Origin of the sequence: Micromonospora jinlongensis (assembly GCF_013410645.1) — a bacterium.
Lineage (GTDB): Bacteria > Actinomycetota > Actinomycetes > Mycobacteriales > Micromonosporaceae > Micromonospora > Micromonospora zamorensis.
The window spans coordinates 3770656-3790477 of record NZ_JACCHK010000001.1; the positions used below are offsets into that span (position 1 = coordinate 3770656).

The following is a 19822-nucleotide window of genomic DNA, read 5'->3' on the forward strand; positions in this document are numbered from 1 at the left end:
TTAAGAAGCTGAACTGTAGGGAGGCCGGTTGTACGCCGCGCGGCGCTGGTGGCACGACACCGCAGGCGGACTTCCCGCCACCTTCTGGTACCTCTGGGCCGGCCTACTGATCAACCGGGCCGGCGCCTTCGCCATGCTGTTCCTCTCGCTGTACCTCACCGACGTCCGCGGGGCGAGCGTCGGGCTGGCCGGCACTGTCGTCGGCGCGTACGGGGCCGGAGGAGCCGCCGGAGTGCTGCTCGGCGGGGTGCTCGCCGACCGCTGGGGCCGCCGGGCGACGCTGCTCGCCGCGCACCTGGCAACGGCCGCCCTGATGGTGGCGCTCGCCTTCAGCCGACCCCTCCTCCTGATCGCGGTGCTCGCCGCGCTCGTCGGCGTGGTCCACTCGATGCCCAGCCCGGCGTTCGTCGCGGCGATCGTCGACGTGGTGCCCGCCGAGCGCCGCTCACGCGCCTTCAACCTCCAGTTCTGGGCGTTCAACCTGGGCATGGCGGTCGCCTCGTTGCTCGCCGGGGTGCTGGCCGAGGCGAGCTTCACCGCGCTGTTCCTGGTTGACGCCGGTGCCACTCTGACCGCCGCCGCCGTGATCGGTTGGAAGGTGCCGGAAACCCTGCGTCTGGCCAGGCCCACAGCCGACCATCCGCCGGCCGCCCGTGCCGCGGCGAGGTCCGTCCGGCCCCGCCGGCCAGGACTGCACACCGCGCTGACCGACCGCACGTTCCTGGTCTTCGTCGGGCTCACCTTCGTGCTGGCCGTACTCACCATGCAGACGTCGACGATCATGCCGTTGGCCATGCGGGCGGACGGCCTGGGCCCGTCGGCGTACGGGGTGGTGGTGGCGCTCGGCGGCGCGCTGATCGTGATCGGGCAACTGTTCGTGCCCCGGCTGATCGACCGGCACCGCAAGGACGTCGTGCTGGCCGCCTCCACCGCACTGCTGGCGCTCGGCTTCGGGGTGCTCGCCGTCGCCGACGAACTGGCCGTCTACCTGGGCGCCGCAGTGGTCTGGACGGTCGGCTCGATGCTCGCCGCCCCGCCCAACGCGCAGATCAACGCCGACCTGGCACCGCCGCAGTTGCGCGCGCGCTACCAGTCGGTCTTCTACCTGACGTTCCCGGCGGCCGCCTTCATCGCTCCCACGCTCGGCGGAGTGAGCCTTGAGCACCTCGGCGACCTGCACTGGCTGATCGTGGGTGGGGTGGGCCTGCTGGCCGCGCTCGGGCATCTGCTGGCCGGGCCACCCCGGGAACGACACGTCGCCGCGCTGCGTCAGGCCGCCCGGCCAGAATTGACAACAACCGCAGACCGCGTGCCAACCGCGTAATCAGCATTCCACGGCAAAGCGCCCACCACGACCCGAAAGTCATGGTGGGCGCCCGCCGGTGGGGCCGGCGGCGGCGGGCAGACACTCACCCCCGTAAGCGTCGCCCGCTCACGCCGCCGGTCCAAACAGGTGGTCACCGTCCCCCAACGGTTATCCACCCGTCCCCTCGCACCTCGCCTGGTGCGCGGATCTGATCGATCCGCCGCTCCCCCGAACGTTTCCAAGCGTGGTGCGGTGCAATAAAGCTAGTTCGCCCGGATTCTGGATTCAACCCAGATCGGCTGTCTCGCCCGTCACAACTGGCGAGTATCCGCTGTTCCGGCCTCGGTCATTGGCAACAGCCGCGTACCCGGCAGCCATTCCCGCAAACGCCTAACCGTCTTCCCGATCGGGTGACTCGGTCCGGAAGAAGTTGCTCTGCCGGCCGTCGCGCATCTGTTCCTGATAAATCAGGTTCAGCTTGCGCAGGTCGAAAGTGTAAAACCAGTCATCCCAGGTGATTTCCCGAATCCGGCTGCTTTCCCGGTATCCGGGGATGTTGAAGGTCAACACACCCGCCCGACCATCCCGCTCGGTGCCGGCGATGGTCGCCGGCTTCGCCCCGCGTTCCCGGGCCCAGCGCTGGATCACCTCGTGATTCGCGGTGATCAGGCTCCGCCCGGGCCGCTCCGGCCGATCCGTCAACGACGAGATCACCTGCGAGCTGCGGACCGACCGTCCGGTTCCCCGTCCGGTCCGGATCCCACCGGCTGCCGCGCCGCCACCGGCCGGCGCGGTGCGCTTGGCAGGGGCCGCACGCTTTGCCGTGGTGCGCTTGGCGGGCGCCGCCCGCTTCGCCGTTGTGCGCTTCGCCGGTGCCGTACGCTTCGCCGCCGGCCGCGCCGGCGCCTTCCTGGCCGGCGCCTTGCGGGCCGGCGCCGTACGGGCCGTCGCCGTCCTGCGCGCGGCCGTAGACGTCGCCGCCGTCGTCTTCTTGGCGGCTGTCGTCTTCTTCGCCGCCGTCGTCTTCTGCGCCGCCGTCGTCCGTTTGGCCGCTGTCGACTTGCGGGCGGCGGTCGTCTTCTTCGCCGCTGCCCGCTTCGCCGGTGCGCTCTTGTTCGCCGGCGCGGCCTTCGCCCGGCTCGGCGCCGCCCTGGCCGCCGACTTCTTGGTGGCGGCGGCACGACCCGCCGACGCCCTGGTGCCGGTGGCCCGACCCGACGGGCCGGTGCTGCTCCGACCCGCGCCGGCCCGCATCGAACGCACCAGCTGTTTCACCAGGTCGGGCTTACGCAGCGCGGAGATCCCGGAGACCCCGCGTTTGCGCAGTTGCCCGCGGATGTCGTCCACCCGCATCCGGGAGATCTCCGACTCGGAGACTCCCGGGGTACCCGGCGTCTGGTTACCGGCCTGTCGCTTCGTCCTGGTCGCAGTCGCGCCGCGACCTGAGCTGTTCCGCTGAGCCATGGGATGCTCCGCTCCTTGGCACTCCGTCCTCGGCGCGCGGGGGTCCCTTGCCGCACCGCGCGGTGCGGCATACCCGTCAGGAGCACTCCGAACCACCCTCATCGCGGGAGGCGCGGGAGGCGCGGCACCGAGCGCGGTGCCGCTGTGCGGTCAGGCCGGGTCGGGGCCGGAGCCGGAGGGCTCGAAGAGATGGGCGAACGCGGCCAGGTTGGCGGTCGACTCGCCGCGCTTGACCCGCCACTCGTACTCCCGACGGATCGAACTGCCGAAGCCGATCTCCAGCATCGTGTCGAACGACTCGTCGGAGTAGGTGAGCACGGAACCGAGCAGCCGGTCCAACTCGTCGGCGTCCACGCCGGCCGGGTTGACCCTCCCGGTCAGGTACACGTCGCCGACGGCGTCGGTGGAGAAGGAGACGCCGTACATACGCGCGTTGCGCTGCAACAGCCAGGCCCACAGCTCCTCGCGGCGCTCGTCCGGCTGACGCATCACGAACGCCTCGATGCGCAGCGCGTGCTCGCCGACGATCAGGTTGCAGATCGTCTTGAGCTTGTGGGTGCCCGGCAGGGTCACCGCGTACGAGCCGGGGCCGGTCGACTCCCAGGCCAGGTCACGCTCGGCACAGACCGACTCGATCAGGGTCGCAAGATCGCTCTTCGGGCTCACCGGACCCACTCTACGACCGACCCGGCCAACGCACCGGTTGGCGACCGGTGTACCGGGTCACCAGGAGCAGGACAGCGCCGGATCACCGGCCAGGTCCGCCGCGAGTCGGGCGCGCTGCCCGGCGATCGCCTCGCCGTACACCCCGAGCAGGCCGGTGACCGTGCGGTCCCAGGAGAACTGCCGGGCGTGCTGCTCGGCGCCTCGGCCCAGCACCGCCCGGAGTGCCCGGTCCGGCAGAAGGCGACCCAGCGCACGGGCCCAGTCGACCGGGTCGTGGCCGTCGATGAGTACGCCGCTCACCTGATCCCGTACGGCGGTGACCAGTCCTCCGACGGCGGCGGCCAGCACCGGCGTACCGCAGGCCTGTGCCTCCAGGGCGACCAGCCCGAACGATTCGTTGTGCGACGGCACGGCGACGAGATCGGCGGCCCGGTACAGCGCGGGCAGGTCGTCGCCGGTGAGCGGGGGCAGGAACCGCACCCCGTCGGTGACGCCGAGCTTGCCGGCCAGCTCGATCAGGGCGGTCGGCCGGTCCAGGCCACTGCCGCTGGGCCCGCCGCAGATGACCACGGTCACCTGGTCGGCCAGTGCCGGGTCACGCTCCCGCAGGGCGGCAACCGCGCGGATCAGCACGTCCGGGGCCTTGAGCGGTTGGATCCGACCGACGAAGGCGACGACGTACCCCTCGGCCGGCAGCCCCAGCTGGCGGCGAGCCTTGCGGGCAGCCGCGGACCGCTCGCCCGGCGCGGGCCGGAACCGGCCCAGGTCGACACCCGGCTGTACGACGGACACGCGGGCGGGGTCGGCGTCGTACCGATCGAGGAGGTCGCTGGCCTCGACCCGGGTGTTGGCGACCAGCCGGTCCGCCTCGGCGACCACCTGCTCCTCGCCGATCACCCGAGCCTTCGGCTCTGGTCGGTCACCGGCAGCGAGCTGGGCGTTCTTGACCTTCGCGAGGGTGTGCGCGGTGTGCACCAGAGGCACACCCCACCGCTCCTTGGCCAGCCAGCCGACCTGACCGGAGAGCCAGTAGTGGGAATGGATCAGGTCGTAGTGCCCGGGCGGGCGGGACGCCTCGGCGCGCAGCACCCCGGCGGTGAAGGCACAGAGCTGGCCGGGCAGTTCCTCCTTGGTGAGGCCCTCCAGGGGCCCGGAGGTGATGTGCCGGACCTGCACGCCGGGCGCCATCTCGACAACCGGGGGGAGGTCGCCGGAGGTGGCCCGGGTGAAGATCTCCACCTCGACGTTGGCCTCGGCGAGCCGCCGGGCGACTTCGAGGATGTAGACGTTCATTCCACCGGCGTCGCCCGTGCCGGGCTGGTGCAGGGGGGAGGTGTGAACCGACAGGGTGGCGATGCGGCGAGGCCGGGGCCACGGTTGGGCACCTCGCTGACGCCCGACACCGGTGTGCATTTCCGCCACATCCGCTCCTTCGCCACGGTTGATGCCGTCTCGCACGACCGGCGCTTCTCGGTCAACCTGTGCGCCGGATGTCATCTTCCCCATCGGGCTTCGGAAATTCCCGGCGCGGCCCCCACGGGTGACGGACCTCATCAAGGGGACGCCGTCAACGGGTGCCCCCGCGCCCGGTCGGGGCGGATCGTGCGGCCGGGGCACAATGTCGAAATGACCTCTGTCGCCATCGTCACCGGAGCATCCAGCGGGATCGGCGCGGCCACCGCCCGCCGGCTCGCCGCCGAGGGCTTCCACGTGCTCGCGGCCGCCCGCCGCGCCGAACGCCTCGCCGACCTGGTCGCCGAGATCACCGCCGCCGGTGGGCAGGCCACCGCGGTGACCTGCGACATCACCTCGGACGAGTCGGTGGCCGCGCTGGCCGAGGCCGCCGCGCAGGCACCCGGGCCGGTCACCCTGCTGGTCAACAACGCCGGCGGAGCGCGTGGACTGGACCCGGTGGAGTCCGGCTCGGTCGCCGACTGGCAGTGGATGTACGACGTCAACGTGCTCGGCACTCTGCGGGTCACCCAGGCGCTGCTGCCCGCACTGGAGGCGTCCGGTTCCGGCACCATCGTGGTGGTCTCCTCCACCGCCGGACTGACCGTCTACGAAGGTGGGGGCGGCTACACGGCGGCGAAGCACGCGCAGACCGCCATTGCCGGCACCCTGCGCCTGGAGCTGTGCGGCCGGCCGCTGCGGGTGATCGAGATCGACCCGGGCATGGTGAAGACCGACGAGTTCGGGCTGGTTCGCTTCGAGGGTGACGCGGAACGGGCGGCCGCCGTCTACGCCGGGGTGCCGGGGCCGCTGGTCGCCGAGGACGTCGCCGACTGCATCGCCTGGTGCGCCACCCGCCCGGAGCACGTCAACATCGACCGGTTGGTGGTCCGACCACGGGCGCAGGCCGCCCAGCACAAGGTGCACCGAGTCAGCCAGTGAAGGGCGAGGAGTGAGCCGGGTTTGCGAGCCCCGCAGTCGCGAACACAAGCGGCCAGTGAAGCGCGAGGAGTGAGCCGGGTATGAGCGGCGCGGCGCGGCGCCGGCCGCTCGGCGTGGTCACCCGGGGCACGACCAACCCGAATCGACTCCGTCGGGTGGACAACTGGATCGTCGCCACCTGCGCCGACCGGCTGTCGGCGGCGGCCGACCCCCTGGTGGTCGACCTCGGCTACGGCGCCACCCCGGTGACCGCTGTGGAACTGCGCGCTCGGCTGGCGGCGGGGGTGCGTCCCGACGTACGGCTGGTCGGGTTGGAGATCGACCCGGCCCGGGTGGCCGCGGCGGCGCCGGCCGCCGACCCCCCCGGCCTCACGTTCGCCCGGGGTGGGTTCGAGCTGGCCGGGCTCCGGCCGGTGCTGGTCCGCGCGTTCAACGTGCTCCGACAGTACGACGAGAGCGAGGTGTCGGACGCCTGGCGGACGATGACCGCCGCGCTGGCCCCGGGTGGGGCACTCGTCGAGGGCACGTGCGACGAGTTGGGCCGCCTCGCCAGTTGGCTGCTGATCGACGCCCAGGGCCCCCGGACGCTGACCCTCGCCGCGAAACTCACCACGCTGGGCAGCCCCGCAGAGCTGGCCGAGCGGCTACCGAAGGCGCTGATTCACCGCAACGTTCCCGGTGAGCCGGTGCACGATCTGATCCGCGCGCTGGACGACGCCTGGCAGGCCGCCGCCCCGTACGCCACCTTCGGCCCCCGCCAACGCTGGCTCAGAGCGGTGAGCCGCCTCCGCGAGACCAGTTGGCCGATCCTGAACGGCCCCGGCCGTTGGCGCCAGGGCGAGTTGACCCTCCCCTGGCCCCTCCCCTGACCCCCGCCGGCCCGACCCGCCCCGAACCCCCCGCCCGGCCCCGGTCGGTCGATCATGGAGTTATGGTGGGTGTTTTCACCCCGGGTATCCCGTTTGCCCAGCACCACAACTCCATGATCGACCGGATGGGAGGGGGGTGGGTGTGGGGGTGGGGGGTGGGTTAGAGGGTGCAGTTTACGAGGACTGGTTCGGGGTGGAGGGTTACGCCGAAGCGGGCGTGGACCTGGTCGCGGATGTCGCGGGCCAGGGCCAGCAGGTCGGCGGTGTGGGCGGTGCCGCTGCGGTTGGTGAGGGCGAGCGTGTGCTTGCTGGAGATGGCCGTCCCGCCCGGGCCGGGGTGGCCCTTGGTGAAGCCGGCCTTGTCGATCAGCCAGGCCGCGCTGACCTTCACCATGCCGTCGGCTCCCGGCCAGGCGGGCGGGTCGCCGATGTCGGCGGCGCGCTCCCGGAGCAGCTCGTACGTCGCCCCGTCGAGCACCGGGTTGGTGAAGAAGGAGCCGACGGAGCGGGTGTCCGGGTCGGTGGCGTCGAGCACCATGCCCTTGCCCGCGCGTAGCCGCAGCACCGTCGCCCGTGCGTCCGCCAGCGGCACCTGGTCGCCCACCTCGACACCGAGCGCCCTGGCAAGCTCGGCGTAGCGCACCGGCCCGGAGAGCGGGGACCGGGTGAGCCGGAAGTCGACGGAGAGCACCACCCAGCGGTCCGCGTACTTGAAGATGCTGCCTCGGTAGGCGAACCCGCAGTCGGCGGCGGGGATGATCTGGCGGGTGCCCTCGACCCGGTCGTACACCTCGACGCCGGTGATCGTCTCGGCGACCTCCTGGCCGTACGCGCCGACGTTCTGGATCGGGGTTGCGCCGGTCGAGCCGGGGATGCCGGAGAGGCATTCCAGACCGGCCCAGCCGTTGGCGACCGTGGCGGCGATCAGGTCGTCCCACGGCTCGCCGGCCTCGACCCGTACGGTGACCGACCCGGCATCCTCCGCGACGACGCGCAGGCCCCGGGAGCGCACCAGGACGACGGTGCCGGGGAAGCCGGAATCGCCGATCACGAGGTTGCTGCCACCGGCCAGGATCAGGACCTGCTCGTCCGCGTCCCGGACCGCGCGGATGATCTCTTCGGCACTGCCGGCGGTGACGATGCGCGCGGCCGACCCACCCATCCCTAGAGTCGTGTAGCTGGCCAGTGGACCAGGGATGGCACGATCGGCTGCGGTTGTCGGCTGGGCGGAGGCGTCTGGCACGCCCTTCACCTTAGGCTGAGTAGTAGCCGTGGCACCCACTGGTCGCCCGGCACCCCCGGGAGGATGGCGATGAGCAGACTGCAGGGCAGCAAGGATTTTTGGATCGGGGCGCTCCGGGCGGAAGGTCCGGCATTCGCGGCGGCGGTGGCCGAGGCGCCGCCGGAGACACCGGTGCTGTCCTGTCCGGGCTGGACGGTCAACGACCTGACACTGCACCTCGCTGGCATCTATCACTGGGTGTCGTCGTTCGTCGGCTCCGGCGCGACCGCGCAGCCGGCCCGCCGCGAGCCGATCGAGGCGGACCCGGGCGTGAGCCCGCTCCAGCTCTGGCAGCAGGGGTACGACCGGCTGTTGACCGTCTTCGACGGCCTCGACCCGGAGGCACCGGCGTGGAACTGGGCGCCGCAGCCGAAGAAGGCCGGCTTCTGGCCGCGTCGGATGGCTCACGAGACGGCGGTGCACCGCTGGGACGCCCAGCTCGCCATCGGGGCCGGTGACCCGGTCGAGGCGAAGCTGGCGGCCGACGGGGTGAGCGAGGTTCTGGACACCTGGCTGCCGGCGGGTCGGCGGCACGTGCCGGGCGACTGGCACGGGGTGGTGCAGCTTTCCGCGACCGACGCGGCCCAGGAGTGGTATCTGCGGCTACGTGGCGAGGGGGTGGCGCTGCTCGACACCGCGACCATCTTCGACCACGACGACCACCATGCCCGGGCGCAGGTCAGCGGCACGGCGAGCGACCTGCTGCTGGCGCTCTGGGGTCGGGTGAGCTTCGAGACGCTGGATGTCGCCGGGGACCGGGGCCTGCTGGACGGTCTGCGCCCCGACTGAGCGGGCCTTGCCGACGAGGGCGTCACCCATTGACGGGGGGGCGCCCTCGAACACGTCGTGGGTCACGTCGGGATATCAAAGAGAGCGCTCTCTTGACAGGGCCGGACATGTCCCACCACCCTGTCCGTGAGAGCGCTCTCTTAACCATCTGCCACCACCGACCACCTTGAGAGAGGTCGAAACCCATGGCTGTCTTCCCGCGCCGCCGGCTCGCCGCGGTAGCCCTCGCCGCGACCACCGCCCTGCTCGTCACCGCCGGCTGCGGTGGCGGCGACGAGCAGAGCGGGGACGGGCCGGTCACCCTGACCGTCGACGTCTTCGGTCAGTTCGGTTACGAGCAGCTCTACCAGGAGTACATGACCGCGAATCCCGACGTGAAGATCGTCGAGCGCGGCACCGGCACCAACCTCGACGAGTACTCGCCGAAGCTGACCCAGTGGCTCGCCGCCGGCCGGGGCGCCGGCGACGTGGTGGCCATCGAGGAGGGGCTGATGGTCGAGTACAAGGCCAACCCCGGCAACTTCGTCAACCTGCTGGACCACGGCGCCGCCGACCTCAAGGGCAACTTCCTCGAGTGGAAGTGGAACGCCGGCCTGACCGCCGACGGCAAGCAGCTCATCGGCCTCGGCACCGACGTCGGCGGCATCGCCATGTGCTACCGCAAGGACCTCTTCGAGAAGGCCGGCCTGCCCACCGAGCGCGACGAGGTCTCCAAGCTCTGGCCCACCTGGCCGGACTACATCGCCACCGGTGAGAAGTTCGCCGCGGCCAAGACCGGGGCGTCCTTCCTCGACGCGGCCACCAACACGTTCAACACGATCCTGCTGCAGACCGCCGGCAACAGCAGCGGCTACAGCTACTACGACACCAGCGAGAAGCTGGTCGTCGACAGCAACCCGGCCGTGCGACAGGCCTACGACACCACCATGGACATCATCGACTCGGGCCTCTCCGGCAAGTACGGCTCCTGGTCGGAGGAGTGGGTGTCCGCCTTCAAGCAGTCGAAGTTCGCCACCATCGCCTGCCCCGCCTGGATGACCGGTGTCATCGAGCAGAACTCCGGCCCGGCCGCCCAGGGCAAGTGGGACATCGCCAAGGTGCCCGGCAACGGCGGCAACTGGGGCGGGTCGCACCTCGCCGTGCCGAAGCAGAGCAAGCACCAGGCCGAGGCCATCGAGCTGGCCAAGTTCCTGACCAGCGCCAAGGGTCAGATCGGCGCGTTCAAGGCGAAGGGCCCGCTGCCCTCCTCGCCGCAGGCACTCGACGACCCGGCGATCACCGGCGCGACCAACGCGTACTTCTCCGGGGCGCCCGTCGGCTCGATCTTCGGCACCGGCGCGAAGAGCCTCAAGCCGGTCTACATGGGCCCGAAGAACCAGGCCGTCCGCACCGAGGTGGAGAACGCCGTGCGGACCGTGGAGCTGGGCCAGCGCAGCCCCGCGCAGGGCTGGACGGACGCGGTGACCAACGCCAAGAAGGCCGCCGCCAAGTAGCCCGAGCGATCGTGCGGGCGGGCCCCGGTCACCGGAGTCCCGCCCGCACGGCGAAAGGAGTCCCCGGGCATGACCGCCCAGCTCGAAGCCCGCCCGCCGGTCGCACCGGCACCCCCGCGTCCGACAGGTCGCTTCAGCCGGCTCGACACCCGGTTCTCGCCGTACCTCTACATCGCCCCGTTCTTCCTGATCTTTGCGATTTTCGGGGCCTACCCGCTGGCCTACACCTTCTGGGTCTCGTTGCACGACTGGGACCTGCTCGGCACCGACCACCCGTTCATCGGCGCCGAAAACTACACCCGACTGCTCGCCGACACCGACTTCTGGCACGCGCTGGTCAACACGCTGGGCATCTTCGTGATCTCCACCGTCCCGCAGCTGCTCGCCGCGCTCTGGCTGGCCAATCTGCTCAACCGGGGCCTGCGGGCGCGTACCGGCTGGCGGATGGCGGTACTCGTTCCCAACGTGACCTCCACCGCCGCCGTGGCGATCGTGTTCGGAGTGCTCTTCGGCCGCGAGTTCGGCATGATCAACTGGCTGCTCGACCTGATCGGGATGGACCCGATCGGCTGGAAGTCCAACCGGTTCGCCTCCTGGGTGGCCATCTCCGCCATGGTCGACTGGCGGTGGACCGGCTACAACGCGCTGATCCTGCTTGCCGCCATGCAGGCCATCCCCAGGGACCTGTACGAGGCGGCGGCGATCGACGGCGCCAACCGGGCCCGACAGTTCTGGTCGGTCACCGTGCCACTGCTCAAACCGACGATCATCTTCTGCACCATCATCGCCACCATCGGCGGGTTGCAACTCTTCACCGAGCCCCGGATGTTCCACTCCGGCACCAACCCGATCCGCGGCGGACCGCTGCGCGAGTCGCAGACCCTGACCATGTACATGTTCGAGAACGCCTTCGCCCCGCACTACAACTTCGGCTATGGCTCGGCGGTCGCCTGGCTGCTCTTCGCGCTCATCGCGATCGTCGCGATGGTCAATGTGCTGATCCTGCGCCGCCTCGGCGGCGGATCGGGCCCCGACGCACGGAAGGGATCGGCGCGATGAGCCGGCTCTGGCGGGCCAGCCCGCTCACCTACCTGGCCCTGGTCGTCGCGGCCGGCCTGTCGATCTTCCCGATCTGGTGGATGATCGTCGTCGCCAGCCGCTCCAACGACGCGATGGGCCAACTGCCGCCCCCGGTCACCCCCGGCGGCAACCTGGGCGCGAACATCGCCCGGCTGTTCGACAACACCGACGCGTACTTCGCCACCGGCCTGATCAACTCGACGATCGTGGCGAGCACGGTCACCGTGTCCGTGGTGTTCTTCTCCAGCCTGGCCGGGTTCGCCTTCGCCAAGCTGCGGTTCCGCGGTCGCAACGCGCTGCTGCTGGTCATCATCGCGACGATGATGGTGCCGACCCAGCTCGGCGTGATTCCGCTGTACCTGCTGATGACCCGGCTGCAGTGGAACGACCGGCTGCCCGCGGTGATCGTCCCGGTGCTGGTCACCGGGTTCGGGGTGTTCATGATGCGGCAGTACGCCGGCCAGGCCATCAGCGACGAGCTGATCGAGGCCGCCCGGATGGACGGCTGCGGCACCGCCCGGATCTGGTGGCACGTCGTGGTGCCCGCGTTGCGCCCGGCCGCCGCCGTGCTCGGCCTGCTCACGTTCATGACCACCTGGAACGACTTCCTGTGGCCGTACGCTGTGCTGAACGACCCGGCGAATCCCACCGTGCAGCTCTCCCTGCGGGCGCTGTCGGACGGTTACTACCAGGACATGTCGCAGGTGTTCACCGGGACAGCGATCGCGACGCTGCCCCTGCTACTGGTCTTCGTGTTGTTCGGCCGGCAGATCATCGGCGGGATCATGGAAGGTGCGGTCAAGGCGTGAAGGAACTCCGTTTTCCCGACCATTTCCTCTGGGGGGCGGCCACCGCCGCGTACCAGATCGAGGGCGCGGCCCGCGACGACGGTCGCGGTCCGTCCATCTGGGACACCTTCAGCCGTACGCCGGGGAAGGTGTACCAGGGTCACACCGGCGACGTCGCCTGCGACCACTACCACCGGTACGCCGACGACGTGGCGCTGATGGCCGAGCTGGGCCTGCGGGCGTACCGTTTCTCGGTCGCCTGGCCCCGCATCCAGCCCGACGGCACCGGCCCGGCCAACCCGCGCGGGCTGGACTTCTACGACCGTCTCACCGACGCCCTGCTCGATCGGGGAATCGACCCCATCGTCACCCTCTACCACTGGGACCTGCCGCAGGCCCTGGGTGACCGTGGCGGCTGGACCAACCGGGACACCGCCGAGCACTTCGCCACCTACGCCACCGCCGTGTACGCCCGCCTCGGCGACCGGATCGACGTGTGGACCACGCTCAACGAGCCGTGGTGCTCGGCCTACCTCGGTTACGGCAACGGGGTGCACGCCCCGGGCGAGCAGGACCCGGGAGCGGCCTTCACCGCCGTACACCATCTGCTGTTGGGCCACGGCCTGGCGGCGCGGGCGCTGCGGTCAGCCGGCGCGAGCAGCGTCGGCATCACCGTCAACCCGGCCGACGTGCGACCGGTCGACCCGGAGAGCGCGGCGGACGCCGCCGCGGTGCGTCTGGTCGACGGCCTGCACAACCGGATCTTCCTCGACCCGCTGCTGGCCGGCGGCTACCCGGACGACGTCCGCGAGCACGTCGCGCGGATCATCGAGCCGACGTTCATCCGCGACGGTGACGAGAAGCTGATCGCCGCACCGATCGACCTGCTGGGGATCAACTACTACGCGCCCGGCTACGTGGCAGGCCGACCCGACGGCGCCGGCAACGACGCCTACCCGGGCACCGAGGGCGCTGTGCACTTCGTGCCGCCGACCGGGCCGCTGACCGACATGGGCTGGATGATCGAGCCGGCCGGGCTGACCCGGTTGCTGGAACGGATCGCCACCGACTACCCCGGCGTGCCCCTGCTGATCACCGAGAACGGTGGGGCGTTCCCCGACAAGCCGGGCGCCGACTCGCCCGACGGGCCGACACAGGTCATCGACACCGATCGCATCGCCTACCTCGACGGGCACCTGCGCGCGGCGCACGAGGCGATCTCCCGGGGCGTGGACCTGCGCGGTTATCTCGTATGGTCATTGCTGGACAACTTCGAGTGGGCGGAGGGTTACCGCAAGCGGTTCGGGATCGTGCACGTCGACTACCTGACCCAGCGGCGCACACCGAAGGCCAGCGCCCGGTGGTACCAGGAGGTGATCTCCCGGAACGGGCTGTGACGAGCGGGGGGAAAGGCGCGATGACGACGGCGCAGCGGCCGACGCTCGAAGCGGTGGCGGCGCGGGCCGGGGTGTCCCGCGCCACCGTGTCGCGGGTGGTCAACGGCTCCACCACCGTCGCGGAGCCGATCCGGGAGGCGGTCACCCGGGCCGTCGCCGAGCTGGGCTACGTGCCCAACCTGGCCGCCCGCAGCCTGGTCACCCAACGCACCGACTCGATCGCCCTGGTCATGCCGGAGGCGGCCACCCGGGTCTTCTCCGACGACCAGGTCTTCCCCGGCATCATCCGTGGCGTCAGCCAGGAGCTGGAGGCGGCCGACAAGCAACTGGTGCTGATGCTCGCCGGTTCGCCGGCCGGGCATCAGCGGGTCGAGCGGTACACCACCGGCCGGCACGTCGACGGGGTGCTGTTCGCCTCGCTGCACGGCGCCGACCCGTTGCCCGGCACACTGGCGCGGCTCGGCATCCCGGTGGTGGTCAGCGGCCGGCCGCTCGGCGACGTGCCCGTGCCGTACGTCGACGTCGACCACGTGGCCGGGGTGACCACAGCCGTCCGACACATGATCGACATCGGTCGGCGGCGGATCGCCACCATCGCCGGCCCACAGGACATGGTCGCCGGGATCGAACGACTCAGCGGTTACCGCAGCGCGGTCGCCGACGCGGGGTTGCCCGAGCTGATCGCCGTCGGCGACTTCACCCGCGAGTCCGGGGCGGCGGCGATGCGTCGTCTGCTCACCGAGCACCCCGACCTGGACGGCGTCTTCGCCGCCTCCGACCTGATGGCGCACGCCGCCCTGCGGACGCTGCGCGAAGCCGGCCGGCGGGTGCCCGACGACGTCGCGGTGGTCGGCTTCGACGACATCGAGACGGCCGCGTACACCGAGCCACCGCTGACCACCGTCCGGCAGCCGATCGTGGAACTCGGCCGCCGGATGACCCGGCAACTGCTCCGGCTCGCCGCCGGCGAAACCATCGAACAGGCCGTCATGCTCCCCACCGAGCTGGTCGTCCGCGAGTCGGCGTAGTCGACGTCCGGACGAGGCGTGGTCGTAGGCCCGCTTGTACGAGGCGTAGGCGTCCGTCGCGTACTTTCGGGCCCGTGTGGCGAAAGCCTGCGCCCAGACGGCGGACCTGGTGGGTTCGTTCGCCGAGGCGGTCGCCCTGGCTGCCGCGTCCTGGGCCGTCGCCGCCGACGCCGCTACCTGTCGGGCAGACCGCCCGCCGACGGTCGGGCACCCTCCGGATACGGCTCGGGTCGTCCCCGTATCAGGGGACGACCCGAATCGTGCGACTCAGTGCCCGGCCAGCCGATCGTCCTCCGGCCGGTACGGCTCCGGGCCGCAGACTTCCGCCAGCTCGTCGGTGAGCCGCCTGAAGTCCTCCCTCGTCCGGCCGACGTAGTCTCGGAGCGCCGTCCGACGGCACCACCTCATCGAGCATGACGAGTGCGGAAATAATGACGACGAGTTCGTTCCGATCCATCGTCACCGTGTATCTGCCGTCAGCAAACTGCGCCTTCATCGCCCGTCGTCGCTCCAGCGTGCCGGCAGCCGTCCCAGGACGACAGCCGGTCAGCTCACGGCTTGACGGTCAACTGGAGCAGGGTGGTCGGCTCCTCGCCGCCGTCGCCGATCCCGAACTGGGTGCTGCCGTTCGGGTCCAGGTCCTTCGTGGTCTTCGTGCCGGCGTCGGTGGTGACGGTCGCCGTCCCGTTGTGCCCGGTGGTCGAGGTCTGCCCGTCGCCGCGGATCTCGTAGACGCCGGGCACCTTGAGATCAAGCCGGCCGGTGGCCGCGAGAGCCTTGAAGCAGACCAGGCCATCGCTCGACTGACCGATCGGCTCGGTCGTCCACACCTTGATCACGCCGATGTTGTTGCTGACGGGGGTGCCGCAGTCGGCCAGCACGATGTGACCGTCACCAGAGATCAGCTCGATGTTCTGTGCGGCCAGAATGGCCGCCGCGCCCGGGTACTTGAAATCCTCCACGATGGAGCCACCGTTGGTATCCGTCGGAGAGTCATCGTTTGCCGCGAGCGCAACGCCGGCGAAGGTCGCCGCCACCGCGGCACCTGCCACGCCAACCACCGCAGCCTTGGACAGCACACGCATGCCTTACCTCTTCCTCACTTCAAATCCCAGCCGTCAACGCGGCGAGTCGTTTGCCCCCGTGCAGTGACGAACCCAGCCCGGGCAGAATACTGAAGGAATCGACGCATGTCTGCCCCGGCCCGAGCAGAGCGAAGGACCACTCCGCGCACCCGGGCCCAGCTGCGAATCAGCAGCCCGTCATACCCGTGAGGTCGCTGCCGCCCAGGCGGTTAATGCGTCGCCCGGGTGCGTGATCGTCGCTAGCCTCGCCGGCATGCCGGATCCTGTCGCGTTGCTGCACGTCCCCGCCCTGTCCGACGTCGCCGAGTACGCCTACGCGGCCGTCGTCGAGCCGCCCGCCCGGCTGGTCTTCACCGCCGGGGCGTGCCCGCTGGACGCTGAGGGACGCACCGTCGCGCCGGGCGACCACGCCGCACAGGCCCGGCAGGTGATGGCGAATTTGGAGACCGCCCTCGCGGCGGCCGGCGCCACCCCCACCGACGTCGTCAAGACCACCGTCTACGTGGCGTCCTCGCAGCAGAAGGATCTGGTGACCGTCTGGGAGGTGGTGCGGGACTTCTTCGGCGACCACGACCCACCCAGCACCCTGCTCGGGGTCGCCGTGCTCGGCTACACCGACCAGCTCGTCGAGGTCGAGGCCGTCGCCGCCGTACGGACGGAGGCCTGACATGCGTATCCGGGTGGCACGACCCGACGACGCCCCGGCCGTGGTGGCCCTGCGGGCGACTGTCTACCCGTACCTGGTGCGTGGGGTCGAGTCGACCGCGAAGATGATCGCCCAACCGCCGCCCGAGGAGGACTGGACCGCGTTCGTGGCCGAGGTCGACGAGCGGGTGGTCGGTTGGGTGTCCGCCGAACGCATCGGCACGACGTCGGCGGCGGACGTCGGTGGCATCAACCTGCTGCACGTGCACCCGGAACACCGGCGGCACGGCATCGGCACCGCCCTGCTGACCGCCGCGACCGACTTCCTCCGCCCGTTGGGAATCCGCCGGGTGCGTGCCATGGCACAGCCCGACGCGCTGCCGTACGCCCGGCGGCACGGCTACGAGCCCAGTCGGGAGGTGCGCTACTCCGCGCTCGACCTGAATCCGGCACCCGCGCTGCCCGACCCGCCACCGGGCGTACGGCTGCTTCCGATCGCCGACCTGGACCCGCACCTCCTGTACATGGCGGACGTGGCCTCGGCGGCGGACGAACCGGGCGACGTGCCGGTCGACGCGAAGAGCTACGAGAGCTGGCAGTACGACGTGTGGGACAACCTCGGGCTGGACAAGGCGGCCAGCATAGCGGCCGAGGTCGGTGGTGAGGTGGTCGCGTTCAGCCTGGTGAAGCGGGACGGGGACCGGATGTGGTCGGACTACACCGGCAGCATCCCGGCGTACCGGGGCCGAGGGCTGGCGCGGCTGGCCAAGGCGGCCGCGCTGCACCGGGCCGCCGCCACCGGCGTACGCGTCGCGTACACCTCGAACGACGAGGCGAACGCGCCGATGTTGGCGATCAACGCCCGGCTGGGCTACCGGCCGGTGGCGTCCCAGTGGTCCTGCCTGGCGGAGCTGACCTGACCTGATCATCGTCGCCCGGTCGGGCCGAACCCTCAGCCGTTGTCGAGATCGAGGTACGGGCTGAGAAGTTCGCGGGCGAGGCCGGTTGCGGTCCGCAGGGGAAGCCCTCCCTCGATCATCCGGCTCAGGGCGTAGACGATCGACTGGACCAGTTCTGCCATGCGGACCGGGTCCGACGAGCCGTGATCCGTGAGCGCGGCGCGCAGCGGGGCTTCCAGGCGGTCGTGCATGAGTCGACTGGACGAGGCGAGTGTCTCGCTGCTACCCGCCGAGGCCAGCGCGCGGGCCAGTGCGTGGTCGCCTCGGGCAACCAGTTGCAGGTTGGCTTCCACGTACGCCTGGATCTTCGGCCCGGGGGCGGCGGCCTCGTCCATGTGCTTCTCGACGTACGCCGACCAGCGGGGGAACGTGTCGATGACGAGTGCGTCGAACATGTCGGCGCGGGACTTGAAATACGAGTAGACGCTGGATCGGGCGAGGCCGGCGTGCTGGGCGACCTCGGCCAGACCAGGGATCTGCTCGGGGTGTTTCGACAGCAGGGTGCGGGCCGCGTCGAGCAGCGCGGCGCGTTGGGAGGCCCGGTGCTCAGCGACAGTCGCGGCCTGGATCTTCGGCACGCCGCCCCCCTTGTTCCGGACGGACGTGACCGGTCTGGTCGTGCGCCGCGCCCGCACCCTGCCGTCGTGGCTAGCTGCTGGCCGCGAGCTTGCCGTCGACCATCTCGTAGACGGTGTCACAGTATTGCAGCACATCGTGGTCGTGAGTGACCATGACCACCGCGACCGACCGCTGCCGGGCCTCGCGGGCCAGTAGCTGCACGATTTCGTGGCTGCGGGCCCGGTCCAGGGCCGCCGTCGGTTCGTCGACCAACAGCACGCTGGGCTCGGTGACCAGTGCCCGGGCGATCCCGACGCGCTGACGTTCGCCGCCCGACAGTTGGTGCGGGCGCCGGTCGGCCTTGTCCGCCATGCCGACGCCCGCAAGCAGTTCCAGCGGGTCACGGCCGGACCGCTGCGACCGCGGCCCCAGCCGCAGCGGCAGCCGCAACTGGTCGGCGGCGGTCAACGCCGGCAGTAGGTTGCCCGACTGGAACACGAACCCCACATGTTGGCGGCGCAACTCCGTCCGTGTGCGGCGACTCGGCACGGTCATGTCCTGACCGGCCACGGTGACGGTTCCGTGGTCGGGCCGGGCCAGACCGCCGGCGACGGCGAGCAGGCTGGACTTGCCCGCACCGGACGGACCCACGACGGCGGCGAGTTCACCGGGTCGCACCGTCAGGTCGACGTCGTCGAGCGCCTGCACGGTCTCGGCGGCGTTGCCGTGCCGCAGGGACACCGCACGCATCACCAACCCGAGCCGCTCGGGTGCGTCGTCGACGGGTGTGGTCGAAGCGGTCGGAGCGGGACGACTGCTCATCGGTTTCCTCCCAGAGCGGTGGCCGGGTCGACAGAGGTGATACGGATGACCGCCGCGCCGGCTCCGACCAGGCCGAGGACGACGAGGCCGACACCGGCTGCGGAGATGCTCGGCATGCTGAGGGCGAACGGGATACCGCTGCCGGTGATGAGGGCGCCGAGCGCGAGCCCGATCCCCACACCGACGGCGACAGCAGCCGCCAACAGCACGAACGCCTGGGTCAGCGCGTCCCGCAACACCCAGCCGGTCGAGGCGCCCAGCGCCCGCAGGACGGCCACCTCCGGCTTGCGCTGGATCGCCCACACCGCGAAGAACGCTCCGGCGACCAGCGCCGAGATCGCGTACAGGAATCCCTGGATCAGTTGCAGGGTGGTCGTCTCGGCGGTGTATCCCGGCGAGGCACCGTAAGAGTCCTTCAGGGTCAGACTCTCGGTGCCTGCCGCGGTGTCCCCGGCGGCCAGGTCGACGGACTTTCCGTCGTCCGCGCGAACCGCCACCGCCGTGATTTCCGTTGCGGCACGCTGCGGCAGCGCCGTGCCGGGGGCGGTGCCGGACTTGATGGCCTGCCACGCCGCCAGCGGCACGTACGCCACGTCCACGTGTCCGAAGGTGTCCTGCTGCTCGGTGACGCCGACGACCCGCAGTCGCGTGCCGAGTCGATCGATGGTGACCGTGTCGCCCATCTGCAGGCCCGCGTCCAACGCCGTGGGGCTGACCACGATTCCGTCCTCGGTTCCCAGTCGTTCACCCTGACTGACCGACGGAGACAGGAACGAGTCGGGTTGCACCCCGAACAGTGCCAGATCGACCTCGGTTCCCCGGTCGGTACGCGTGTTCACCAGCGTGTTGCCGAACGGTGCCGCATCCGCGACGCCCGGCTGGGCGTCCCACTCGTCCACCGCCGACAGGTCGACGACGCTGCGGGAGAACGCGGAGTCACGCTGGACGTCCTGCGCGAAGGCGAATGAGGTGACCGGCAGGTTCTGCAGCCCGGACACCCCGTCGCGGACCAGCCCGACCGACAGGCCCGACAGCATCACCATCAGCACTGCGATCAGGGCGATCACCGCGCCCATCAGCGCGAACCGCAGGCGGGCAAAGTTCAGCTCACGAATTGCGAGGAACATCAGCGCCCGCCCTCGTAGGTTATCGACATCATGTCGACATGTTATCAACACGCTGTTGGTAAAAGTTGAC

19 protein-coding genes are annotated in these 19822 nt (G+C 70.7%); 11 read left to right on the forward strand and 8 right to left on the reverse strand.

What is annotated here, in order from left to right; all coding sequences use genetic code 11:
* The first annotated feature begins 28 nt into the window (after nt 1-28).
* On the forward strand, nt 29-1324 hold the full coding sequence (locus tag HNR22_RS16640) for an MFS transporter (RefSeq protein WP_179781127.1): 1296 nt from the start codon (nt 29-31) through the stop codon (nt 1322-1324).
* Between the two features lie 372 nt (nt 1325-1696).
* On the opposite strand, the gene HNR22_RS31865 is transcribed toward HNR22_RS16640, so the two are convergent.
* The 3 genes from HNR22_RS31865 to mshA form a co-directional block, all read right to left on the reverse strand.
* A complete protein-coding gene (locus HNR22_RS31865) occupies nt 1697-2560 on the reverse strand; it encodes a hypothetical protein (RefSeq protein WP_425488105.1) in 864 nt (287 codons plus the stop codon).
* A gap of 360 nt (nt 2561-2920) precedes the next feature.
* Entirely contained in the window at nt 2921-3436 is a 516-nt protein-coding gene (locus HNR22_RS16650) for a type III secretion system chaperone family protein (protein WP_088952043.1), read from the reverse strand.
* A 57-nt stretch (nt 3437-3493) separates the two neighbouring features.
* Nucleotides 3494-4858, reverse strand: a complete 1365-nt coding sequence (mshA, locus tag HNR22_RS16655) for a D-inositol-3-phosphate glycosyltransferase (protein ID WP_179781129.1) — start codon at nt 4856-4858, stop codon at nt 3494-3496.
* A gap of 204 nt (nt 4859-5062) precedes the next feature.
* Here mshA and HNR22_RS16660 point away from each other — a divergent pair, with 204 nt between their 5' ends.
* On the forward strand, nt 5063-5830 hold the full coding sequence (locus tag HNR22_RS16660; protein ID WP_099848859.1) for an SDR family oxidoreductase: 768 nt from the start codon (nt 5063-5065) through the stop codon (nt 5828-5830).
* Nucleotides 5831-5910: 80 nt separating this feature from the next.
* The gene (locus HNR22_RS16665) at nt 5911-6699 is read left to right on the forward strand and encodes a class I SAM-dependent methyltransferase (RefSeq protein WP_179781130.1); all 789 of its coding nucleotides are present in this window, start codon (nt 5911-5913) and stop codon (nt 6697-6699) included.
* Nucleotides 6700-6859: 160 nt separating this feature from the next.
* Here HNR22_RS16665 and HNR22_RS16670 read toward each other — a convergent pair whose 3' ends face one another.
* Nucleotides 6860-7942 carry a UDP-N-acetylmuramate dehydrogenase gene (locus HNR22_RS16670; protein ID WP_179781131.1) on the reverse strand — a complete coding sequence of 361 codons (1083 nt, stop codon included), beginning with the start codon at nt 7940-7942 and terminating at the stop codon, nt 6860-6862.
* A 69-nt stretch (nt 7943-8011) separates the two neighbouring features.
* On the opposite strand from HNR22_RS16670, the gene HNR22_RS16675 reads away from it, so the two are divergent.
* The 6 genes from HNR22_RS16675 (at nt 8012) to HNR22_RS16700 (ending at nt 14556) form a co-directional block, all read left to right on the forward strand.
* Nucleotides 8012-8770 (forward strand): maleylpyruvate isomerase family mycothiol-dependent enzyme, encoded by a 759-nt coding sequence (locus HNR22_RS16675; protein ID WP_179781132.1) that lies wholly within the window; start codon nt 8012-8014, stop codon nt 8768-8770.
* A 185-nt stretch (nt 8771-8955) separates the two neighbouring features.
* Nucleotides 8956-10263: an ABC transporter substrate-binding protein gene (locus tag HNR22_RS16680; protein WP_179781133.1), complete on the forward strand. Its 1308-nt coding sequence runs from the start codon at nt 8956-8958 to the stop codon at nt 10261-10263.
* Nucleotides 10264-10332: 69 nt separating this feature from the next.
* Entirely contained in the window at nt 10333-11322 is a 990-nt protein-coding gene (locus HNR22_RS16685) for a carbohydrate ABC transporter permease (protein WP_179781134.1), read from the forward strand.
* A complete protein-coding gene (locus HNR22_RS16690; protein ID WP_179781135.1) occupies nt 11319-12152 on the forward strand; it encodes a carbohydrate ABC transporter permease in 834 nt (277 codons plus the stop codon). Before HNR22_RS16685 ends, HNR22_RS16690 begins: the two co-directional genes overlap by 4 nt.
* On the forward strand, nt 12149-13528 hold the full coding sequence (locus HNR22_RS16695) for a GH1 family beta-glucosidase (protein ID WP_179781136.1): 1380 nt from the start codon (nt 12149-12151) through the stop codon (nt 13526-13528). Before HNR22_RS16690 ends, HNR22_RS16695 begins: the two co-directional genes overlap by 4 nt.
* Before the next feature lie 20 nt (nt 13529-13548).
* The gene (locus tag HNR22_RS16700; protein WP_179781137.1) at nt 13549-14556 is read left to right on the forward strand and encodes a LacI family DNA-binding transcriptional regulator; all 1008 of its coding nucleotides are present in this window, start codon (nt 13549-13551) and stop codon (nt 14554-14556) included.
* 551 nt (nt 14557-15107) lie between these two features.
* On the opposite strand, the gene HNR22_RS16705 is transcribed toward HNR22_RS16700, so the two are convergent.
* Nucleotides 15108-15641 (reverse strand): hypothetical protein, encoded by a 534-nt coding sequence (locus HNR22_RS16705; RefSeq protein ID WP_179781138.1) that lies wholly within the window; start codon nt 15639-15641, stop codon nt 15108-15110.
* 253 nt (nt 15642-15894) lie between these two features.
* Between HNR22_RS16705 and HNR22_RS16710 the strand changes: the two genes are divergently transcribed.
* Nucleotides 15895-16308, forward strand: a complete 414-nt coding sequence (locus tag HNR22_RS16710; protein WP_179781139.1) for a RidA family protein — start codon at nt 15895-15897, stop codon at nt 16306-16308.
* Between the two features lies 1 nt (nt 16309).
* The gene (locus HNR22_RS16715) at nt 16310-17206 is read left to right on the forward strand and encodes a GNAT family N-acetyltransferase (protein ID WP_179781140.1); all 897 of its coding nucleotides are present in this window, start codon (nt 16310-16312) and stop codon (nt 17204-17206) included.
* Nucleotides 17207-17238: 32 nt separating this feature from the next.
* On the opposite strand, the gene HNR22_RS16720 is transcribed toward HNR22_RS16715, so the two are convergent.
* The 3 genes from HNR22_RS16720 to HNR22_RS16730 form a co-directional block, all read right to left on the reverse strand.
* Nucleotides 17239-17823 (reverse strand): TetR family transcriptional regulator, encoded by a 585-nt coding sequence (locus HNR22_RS16720; RefSeq protein ID WP_179781141.1) that lies wholly within the window; start codon nt 17821-17823, stop codon nt 17239-17241.
* A 70-nt stretch (nt 17824-17893) separates the two neighbouring features.
* Nucleotides 17894-18625: an ABC transporter ATP-binding protein gene (locus tag HNR22_RS16725; RefSeq protein ID WP_179781142.1), complete on the reverse strand. Its 732-nt coding sequence runs from the start codon at nt 18623-18625 to the stop codon at nt 17894-17896.
* Nucleotides 18622-19752, reverse strand: coding sequence for an ABC transporter permease (locus tag HNR22_RS16730; RefSeq protein WP_179781143.1), 1131 nt, complete (start codon nt 19750-19752; stop codon nt 18622-18624). The genes HNR22_RS16725 and HNR22_RS16730 overlap by 4 nt, the downstream gene beginning before the upstream one ends.
* Nucleotides 19753-19822 lie beyond the last annotated feature (70 nt).